This is a genomic window from Polaromonas sp. (assembly GCF_029945925.1).
Lineage (GTDB): Bacteria > Pseudomonadota > Gammaproteobacteria > Burkholderiales > Burkholderiaceae_C > Polaromonas.
Map to the genome: position 1 here is coordinate 26,605 of NZ_JAQSDN010000034.1, position 6,330 is coordinate 32,934.

The window sequence follows — 6,330 nt, forward strand, 5'->3', positions numbered from 1 at the left end:
AATTAAATATCAAAATATCTCAACACTTGATTCCAACATGTAATGCCACAACCCCGCCGGTGAGGTTGTGATAGTCCACATGGCCGAAACCACCTTTAAGCATCAGGGCCTTTAGTTCTTCCTGGCTGGGATGCATGCGGATGGACTCCGCCAGATAGCGGTAACTCGAGTCGTCATTGGCCACCAGCTTGCCCAGACGGGGCAATACCTTGAAGGAATACCAGTCGTAGGCCTTTTCCAGCGGCTTGGCAATTTTGGAGAACTCCAGCACCAGCAGCTTGCCGCCCGGCTTGAGCACGCGGTTCATCTCCTTGAGCGCCTCGTCCTTGTGTGTCATGTTGCGCAAACCGAAAGCCACCGTCACCAGGTCGAAACGGGCGTCGGCAAAAGGCAGGTGTTCGGCATCACAGACCGTCGTCGGCAACACCTTGCCGGCGTCGAGCATGCGGTTGCGGCCTTCGCGCAGCATCGCTTCGTTGATATCGGTGTGCACCACGCAGCCGGTGCTGCCGACTTTTGGGGCGAACGCCAGGGCCAGGTCGCCGGTGCCGCCGGCGATGTCCAGTACACACTGGCCTTCCCGGACATCGGCCACCATCACGGTGTAGGCCTTCCAGACCCGGTGCAGCCCCATGGACATCAGGTCGTTCATGACGTCGTATTTCGGCGCGACGGAATCGAACACGCCACGCACGCGGCGTGCCTTGTCCTTTTCGTCAACTGATTCAAATCCGAAATGGGTGCTGCTCATAAGGTAATGCTAGGGGTGAATGCCGGCAATTCAAGTGACAACCCTGCCCCTGATTGGGGCATTACCGGGGATTTATGTTGAAAAACAACAGCTGCGCCCAAACGCCGGGCGCCATCAGCTATGAAAAATAGAGCGAACGAGGGTTTGCCCGCATCAACCTTCAATGGCTGCCGCAGGCCTGGCCGCCCGCAAGGGCCATGGGCGCATCGCGCTGCATGCCGGCCGCCTCCAGGCGCTGCAGGTAATCGGTCCACAAACGCGCCTGCTCCGAACCCAGGAAGTGAAGGTAGTCCCAGGAAAAAATGCCGCTCTCGTGGCCGTCCGAAAACACCGGCTTGACGGCGTAGTTGCCGATGGGTTCGAGTTCGACCACCGTGACCTCGCGTTTGCCGGTCTGCAGCACCTCCTGGCCGGGGCCATGGCCCTGGACTTCGGCCGAGGGCGAATAAACGCGCATCAGTTCAAACGGAATTTTGAACTCGGTGCCGTCCGAAAACGCAATCTGGAGCACCCGTGACTGGGCGTGCACGGTCAGCTCGGTCGGGGTGGGGGTGTCGGGGGTCAGGCCTGCCATGAATGTTTCCTTCGAAGAGTCAGACCAGCACGCGTTCGATGCCGCCGTTGTTGGCCGCCTCCACATACGCCGGTAGCCATTGCTTGCCGAGGATCTGGTTGGCCATCTCGACCACGATGTAGTCGGCCTCGAGCAAGCCGTTTTGCAGATCGTCGCCATACCGGGTCAGCCCCTGCAGGCAGCTCGGGCAGCTGGTCAGGATCTTGACGCTGCCGGTGTCGGCCACGGCGCCGCTGGCGCGCAGTTTGGCTTCGTCCTTGCGCAGCTCTTCTTCCTTGCGAAAGCGGATCTGGGTGGAGATGTCGGGGCGCGTTACGCCCAGCGTGCCCGACTCGCCGCAGCAGCGCTCGGACTTGAGGACCTGGTCGCCGAGCAGGGCCTTGACGGTTTTCATCGGCTCCTGCAGCTTCATCGGGCTGTGGCAGGGGTCGTGGTACAGGTAGCCGGCGCCGGGCTGGTCGGTGCGCAGGGTGATACCTTTTTCGAGCAGGTATTCGTGGATGTCGATGATGCGGCTGCCCGGGAAGATCTTGTCGAATTCGTAGCCCTGCAGCTGATCGTAGCAGGTGCCGCAGCTCACCACCACGGTCTTGATGTCCAGGTAGTTCAGCGTGTTCGCCACGCGGTGGAACAGCACCCGGTTGTCGGTGATGATTTTCTCGGCCTTGTCGAACTGGCCGCTGCCTTTTTGCGGGTAACCGCAGCACAGGTAACCGGGCGGCAGCACGGTCTGCACGCCAGCGTGCCAGAGCATGGCCTGGGTCGCGAGGCCGACCTGCGAAAACAGGCGCTCCGAGCCGCAACCGGGGAAATAAAACACCGCCTCGGTTTCGGCCGTCGTGCTGGCCGGATTGCGGATGATGGGGACGTAGTCCTTGTCCTCAATGTCCAGCAGCGCGCGTGCGGTTTTTTTCGGCAGACCGCCCGGCATCTTCTTGTTGATGAAGTGGATCACCTGTTCCTTGACCGGCGCCGGGCCGACGGTCGCCCGCGGCCTGGCCGTCTGTTTGCGCGCCAGGCGCTTGAGCAGCTCGTTGGCCACGCGCTGGGCCTTGAAGCCGACGTCCACCATCGCCCCGCGCATGAACTTGATGGTCTGCGGGCTGGTCGCGTTGAGGAAAAACATGGCCGCCGCATTGCCGGGCCGGAAGGACTTCCGGCCCATCTTGCGCAGCAGGTTGCGCATGTTCATGGACACCTCGCCGAAATCGATGTCCACCGGGCACGGGCTCAGGCACTTGTGGCAGACCGTGCAGTGGTCGGCCACGTCCTCGAACTCTTCCCAGTGTTTGATGCTGATGCCGCGCCGCGTCTGCTCTTCGTACAGAAAGGCCTCGACCAGCAGCGAGGTTGCCAGGATCTTGTTGCGCGGGCTGTACAGCAGGTTGGCGCGCGGCACATGGGTGGCACAAACAGGTTTGCACTTGCCGCAGCGCAGGCAGTCTTTCACGCTGTCGGCGATCGCGCCGATGTCGGACTGCTGCATGATCAGCGACTCGTGGCCCATCAGGCCGAAGCTCGGCGTGTAGGCGTTGGTCAAATCTGCGAACAGGCTCTCCGGCGTGGAGTTATCAGTCTTTTTAGCCTCCAGCCCAATACCGACGGGCGCAAGCAGCTCCTGATTTCGTAGCAACTTGCCCTTGTTGAAGCGGCCCTCGGGGTCCACCCTGCCCTTGTAGTCAGCGAATGGCTGCAGCTCCGCATCGGTCAGAAACTCCAGCTTGGTGATGCCAATGCCGTGTTCGCCGGAAATCACGCCGTCGAGCGAGCGCGCCAGCACCATGATGCGGGCCACCGCCTCATGCGCCGTCTGCAGCATGTCGTAGTCGTCGCTGTTGACCGGCAGGTTGGTGTGCACATTGCCGTCGCCGGCATGCATGTGCAGCGCGGCCCAGACCCGGCCCTTGAGCACCTGCTTGTGGATGGCGCCGCACTCCGCCAGGATGGGCGCAAAAGCGGCGCCCGAAAAAATCGTTTGCAGGGGCGCGCGCAGCTGGGTTTTCCAGCTGGCACGCAGCGTATGGTCCTGCAACTGCGGAAACAGCGCATCCACATCGCGCAGCCAGCCCGACCACAAGGCGCGCACATCGGCAATCAGCGCCACAGCCTGGCCGACGCGGTCTTCCAGCAGTTCGGCCGAGGGGATCTCGCCGGCGTCGTCCGACTTGCCCAGGGGGAGTTTTCCCTTGAGAAAAAAGGCCTCGAGCGCATCACACAGCTTGACCTTGTTGGCCAGGCTCAGTTCGATATTGATGCGTTCGATGCCGTCGGTGTATTCGGCCATGCGCGGCAGCGGAATCACCACATCCTCGTTGATCTTGAAGGCGTTGGTGTGGCGCGAAATGGCGGCAGTCCGCTTGCGGTCCAGCCAGAATTTCTTGCGCGCGTCGGGGCTGATGGCGATGAAACCTTCGCCGCGGCGCGAGTTGGCGATGCGCACGACTTCCGAGGTCGCGCGCGCCACCACGTCGGCGTCGTCGCCGGCGATGTCGCCGAACAACACCATCTTGGGCAGGCCGCCGTGGGTCCTGGACTTGGTCGCATAACCGACCGCCTTCAGGTAACGGTCGTCCAGGTGCTCCAGGCCGGCCAGGATGGCGCCGCCGCGCTTTTGCTCGGCGAACATGAAGTCCTTGATCTCGACGATGCTGGGGACTGCGTCCTTGGCATTGCCGAAAAACTCCAGGCACACCGTCCGCGTGTGCGCCGGCATGCGGTGCACGATCCAGCGCGCGCTGGTGATCAGGCCGTCGCAGCCTTCCTTCTGGATGCCGGGCAGGCCGCTGAGGAACTTGTCGGTCACGTCCTTGCCCAGGCCCTCCTTGCGGAAGGTTTTGCCGGGAATGTCGAGGCGCTCGGTACGCACCGGCGTCTTGCCGTCGGCCTCGAAATATTTCAGCTCGAAGCTGGCCATCTCGGCGTCGTGGATCTTGCCGAGGTTGTGGTTCAGGCGGGTGACTTCCAGCCACTGCGCCTCGGGCGTCACCATGCGCCAGGAGGCGAGGTTGTCCAGCGCCGTGCCCCACAGCACGGCCTTCTTGCCGCCGGCGTTCATCGCGATGTTGCCGCCTATGCAGGAGGCTTCGGCCGAGGTCGGATCGACCGCAAAGACATAACCACCGCGTTCGGCCGCATCGGCCACGCGCTGCGTGACCACGCCGGCCTCGGTCCAGACGGTGGCCACGGGCCCGTCCAGCCCGGGCAGCGCCATCTGCTCGACCTCGGTCATGGCTTCGAGTTTTTCGGTGTTGATAACGGCCGACTTCCAGCTGAGCGGAATCGCGCCGCCGGTGTAGCCGGTACCACCGCCGCGCGGAATGATGGTCAGCCCCAGGTCAATGCAGCCTTTGACCAGGCCGGCCATCTCGACCTCGGTGTCCGGTGTCAGCACGACAAAGGGGTATTCAACGCGCCAGTCAGTGGCATCGGTCACATGCGAAACACGCGACAGGCCATCAAACTTGATGTTGTCCTTGAGCGTGAACTTGCCCAGCCGGCGCGCGGTCTGGCGGCGCAGGTCGGCCATGTCCTCGAACGAGGTGGAAAAACGGCTGACCGCGGCGCGCGCGGTTGCGAGCAGCTCGCCCACAATCGCGTCGCGCTGGCTGTCCGCCTCGGGCGTGCGGCGTTTTTCGACCTCGGAGAGACGGTGCTGCAGGGCCTCGACCAGCATCCTGCGGCGCTTGGGGTTGTCCAGCAGGTCATCCTGCAGATAGGGGTTGCGCTGCACCACCCAGACATCGCCGAGCACCTCGTACAACATGCGGGCCGAACGGCCGGTGCGGCGCTCGTCGCGCAGCAGGTTCAGCAGCTCCCAGGCCCGTTCGCCGAGCAGGCGGATCACAACTTCGCGGTCGGAAAACGAGGTGTAGTTGTAGGGAATCTCGCGAATCCGGGCTTCGCCCGGCTTGGCCTCATCGGCCAATGCGTTCAGTTTTTGGTGGAAGTCAGGAGCATTCATCGTGGAAAGCCGGGAGTTTTAGACGAGGGTCCGACCCGTTGTCCCTATGTTACCGCAGCGCAACATGCCGCGAGGTGTGTCCGGACTACCTCGTGGAAACCCCGCTTGTGAGGAAACTGTCACATGGTTTAAATCGAACTGTCATAAATCATACTTAGACTGACTGCTTATTGTTTGTCTATCCGATTCAATCAGGAGTTGTAATGAAAAAAAGCCTAACCGCCCTCACACTGGCCGCTTGCGCCCTCGTCGCGCCCGTTGCCAGCCATGCGCAGACCGAAATCCAGTGGTGGCACTCGATGACCGGCGGCCTCAACGACTGGGTGATCGATCTGGCCAACGACTTCAACAGCAGCCAGAAGGAATACAAGGTTATTCCCACCTACAAAGGCACCTACGACGAAACCATGCCGGCGGCCGTAGCCGCCTTCCGCGCTGGCAATGCCCCGCACATCCTGCAGGTGTTTGAAGTCGGCACGGCCACCATGATGGCCGCCAAGGGCGCGGTGGTGCCGGTCGGCAAGGTTCTTGCCGACGCCGGCTATAAGTTCGATCCGAATGCGTATATCCCAGCCGTTGTGGGCTACTACACGGCGCCCAACGGCCAGATGCTGAGCTTTCCGCTGAACAGTTCGACGACGGTTTTCAACTACAACAAGGACCTGTTCCGCAAGGCCGGCCTCGACCCCAACAAACCACCCGCCACATGGCCCGAGGTCGTTCTTGCTGCGGCGAAGTTGAAGGCTTCAGGCGTGAGCTGCCCGTTTACCACCAGCTGGCAAGGCTGGACCCAGCTTGAGAGCTTTTCCACCTGGCACAACACGCTGTTTGCGACGCAGAACAACGGTTTTGGCGGCACCAGCGCACGCCTGGCCGTGAACAGCCCCCTGCATGTGCGCCACATCGAGAACCTGTCCAACATGGCCAAGCAGGGCCTGTTTGTCTACCGTGGACGCGGCAACAAGGCCGACGCACCGTTTTACTCGGGTGAATGTGCCATGGCGACAGCATCTTCGTCGACCTATGCCAGCATCAAGAAAAACG

Annotated in this window: 4 protein-coding genes; 1 reads left to right on the top strand and 3 read right to left on the bottom strand. The window is 62.1% G+C overall.

The features are described from left to right. Positions 1-19 precede the first annotated feature (19 nt). The 3 genes from ubiE to PSV40_RS08880 all read right to left on the bottom strand — a co-directional run bounded on the left by ubiE (position 20) and on the right by PSV40_RS08880 (position 5,286). A complete protein-coding gene (gene ubiE, locus PSV40_RS08870) occupies positions 20-751 on the bottom strand; it encodes a bifunctional demethylmenaquinone methyltransferase/2-methoxy-6-polyprenyl-1,4-benzoquinol methylase UbiE (protein WP_300536667.1) in 732 nt (243 codons plus the stop codon). Between the two features lie 160 nt (positions 752-911). After that, positions 912-1,325, bottom strand: a complete 414-nt coding sequence (locus tag PSV40_RS08875) for a DUF971 domain-containing protein (protein WP_300536669.1) — start codon at positions 1,323-1,325, stop codon at positions 912-914. Between the two features lie 19 nt (positions 1,326-1,344). Next, entirely contained in the window at positions 1,345-5,286 is a 3,942-nt protein-coding gene (locus tag PSV40_RS08880; RefSeq protein ID WP_300536671.1) for an FAD/FMN-binding oxidoreductase, read from the bottom strand. Between the two features lie 203 nt (positions 5,287-5,489). On the opposite strand from PSV40_RS08880, the gene PSV40_RS08885 reads away from it, so the two are divergent. Continuing rightward, positions 5,490-6,330: extracellular solute-binding protein (locus tag PSV40_RS08885; RefSeq protein WP_300536673.1), on the top strand; the 841-nt coding region annotated here is incomplete at its 3' end.